The organism is Collinsella sp. AM29-10AC (genome assembly GCF_003469085.1).
In the GTDB taxonomy this organism is placed as follows: Bacteria; Actinomycetota; Coriobacteriia; order Coriobacteriales; family Coriobacteriaceae; genus Collinsella.
Genome location: NZ_QSKB01000039.1, coordinates 1 through 2,520 on the forward strand (window position 1 = coordinate 1; position 2,520 = coordinate 2,520).

The window sequence follows — 2,520 nt, forward strand, 5'->3', positions numbered from 1 at the left end:
GGGCGGAGGCGGGGCATGCCCCGCCTCTTACACCACATCTCTGCGCGCTACCTCCGGGACACCCTTCTTAGGGTGCCGTGGCCAAAAAATGGCAAATATGAGTACTGTCACCAATTTAGTAACAGGCATTTTTGGCCTCTCGGACAGATTTTGCGCTCAGTGTCGCCAACCTGATGCTTAGTTATTCTACATTTGTTTATTATCTTCTTACTTTATGACGCCTCCGAGTCCTAAATTCCTTGATTTTGCTGTTACTGATTTAGTGACAGTACTCATATTTGCCATATTTTGGCCAGGGCATATGATTAACCCCCTATTTTCGACGTGAATTAGACCGGCTTAAGCCCAAAACACGCCCGCAGCGTGTTAAGCAACGCCTCTTGCTTCTTCCTGCGGGCATCGACACGATTCCGGTACCGCTTTCGCATACGCTGGTGGATGCGCCATGCGAGCGCTTCCATCGCTTCCATGTCACAGAGCATTTCGTTGTTGACCGTCGCGACCTCGATTCCCATAGTAATCAAGCCCGTGTTGCGCTTTTCATCATGGATACGTCCCCTCCGAGAGGAATGGCCCAGCTCACCGTTGTATTCCAGGTCAAACCGGGCTGCCTCTTGATACGCATCGCAAACTGCATGAGGCATCCCCGAGATTGCCTGCGCACGGTCATCGAACTCGACCTTGTAGTCGGTCTTAAAAGGTCCGCAGGCAAACCCGCCATAGGAAAACGGAAGCGAAAACAGGGCGAGCATGATGCACTCCATGGGCGAGAGCAGGTTTTCCGAAAGATAGGGACACAGACGCTGCAGCTGTTTGGCCACATTCCCCTTGCATGCCGCAAGGTAATCTGCCAGGCGATCGGGCGTCAGCGCCGGCTCGACTTCAAAGTAGCCCACGTCTGCTGGCTGGTCCTTGTCCTTTGCAAGTTTATTCGTAACAGGCGAGGTGTAGGGAGGCAGATACTTCCCGCGGTCGCTCAGCGAAATCTTAGAGCACAGCTCCTGGGCCAGGGCAAATGCCTGGATACAACCGACCTCGTGGGCGACGGCAACACAAAGGGCCTCGGGAGATAGACTGTACACCCCCGGTTCCACCTCTAGAATCGAGCCGGCGGGCAACCCAGAGCATACGGACCAGCCCACGCCAGGCATGCGGCGGCGCTGCGCCGCAGATCCCACCAGCAAGCAAAGATCTTCTTGCACCTCGCCGCTTGCGGCCCCAATCCGCACCAAGTCGGGAAGATAGATGTCCTCGGTCGAGGGCGACGACGTGCACAGCACACGGCGCTCTTCATCGGGATCGAGGTCCCTCCAGCTGATGTAACCCATTTGTCGGCGCTCGGCGCGCATCATGCGTAGCGCCGAGGCGCCTGTTAGGATTACGGAAGCCGCTAGCTGTTCGCCTGTCGGCTCGTTGCACCGCTCAATCTTTACTGCCACAAAACCACCCCTACCAAACGCGTGCGATAGCGAGGCCATCGACTGCTGCGGCGCCGGCGCGCTTGAGTTCAGCCGAAGCCGCGGCCATCGTCGCACCCGTGGTGATAACGTCGTCGATAAGCAGCAGGCACTTGCCCCGCACATCCTCAACCGTCTCGTACATGCCTTGGGCACGCTCGCGGCGCTCCTCACGACCGAGTTCGCGCTGGTCGCCATGCCCGTACTTGACGAGAGCATCGAGCAGGGGAACACCCGACAGCTCGCAAAATGGGCGCGCAATAGCCTCCATATGATCAAAACCACGCCGCCGAAACGCTGCCGCCGTCGCAGGCACAAACACCACCGCATCCGCACCGGACAGCACACCTCCTAAGCGTTCGGGCGCTACGACCTGGGCATGCAGGGCGGTGTCGTAGAGCAGCTCCGCCAGATACGGAGCCAGACGTCGCTCGCCCGCATCCTTGTACGCTTTAATGATGCGCGGCAGCGGATGCGCATAGACGGCGCACGCCAGGCAGCGGTCGAGCGCCTCCGCCATTGCCGAGGACGTGCCCTCGACCGAACACTCAGTGCACAGCAAATCCCCAAACGGGGCGCCGCATCGGGTGCAGCTATGACGTGGGTCGATGAGCGTGAGCGCAGCCAGGCAGTCTTGGCAAATAAGCGTACCGGCGCGCTCGCAGCCGGCACATCGTGTTGGCGACAATGCCTCGAGCGCCTCGCGTGCCACCCGATCGGCAAACGGTAGTAATTCGTCCGCAAACGGTAGGGCACCGGCACCCTGCAGACAGCTCAATATGTTCAGATGGCTCTTCAAGACACAACCCTCCCTACATTCGGTCGCAGGGAGGGTTGTTGATCCGGCGCTATGATACCCCGATGCGCTCGGGGCAAGGCGGGCTAAATCCGCTCGCGGGCGTTATTCGCCGGCGGGCGGTTGTGGTGCGGACGAAGACGGGGTCGAGCCCTCGCCACCATCCTGGCGCGGCTTGCGGGAACGGCGCCGGCGACGGCGCTTTTGACCCTGGTCGGCCGAGCCCTCGCCACCGCGATCCTCGCGCGGCTCGCGCTCGTCGCGAGC

Annotated in this window: 2 protein-coding genes; both read right to left on the reverse strand. The window is 60.0% G+C overall.

Translation table 11 applies throughout. The features are described 5' to 3' along the window. Nucleotides 1–329: 329 nt before the first annotated feature. The gene (locus DW754_RS10260) at nt 330–1,439 is read right to left on the reverse strand and encodes a hypothetical protein (RefSeq protein ID WP_117759925.1); all 1,110 of its coding nucleotides are present in this window, start codon (nt 1,437–1,439) and stop codon (nt 330–332) included. Nucleotides 1,440–1,449: 10 nt separating this feature from the next. After that, nucleotides 1,450–2,256 carry a ComF family protein gene (locus DW754_RS10265; protein WP_233508938.1) on the reverse strand — a complete coding sequence of 269 codons (807 nt, stop codon included), beginning with the start codon at nt 2,254–2,256 and terminating at the stop codon, nt 1,450–1,452. Between the last annotated feature and the right edge of the window lie 264 nt (nt 2,257–2,520).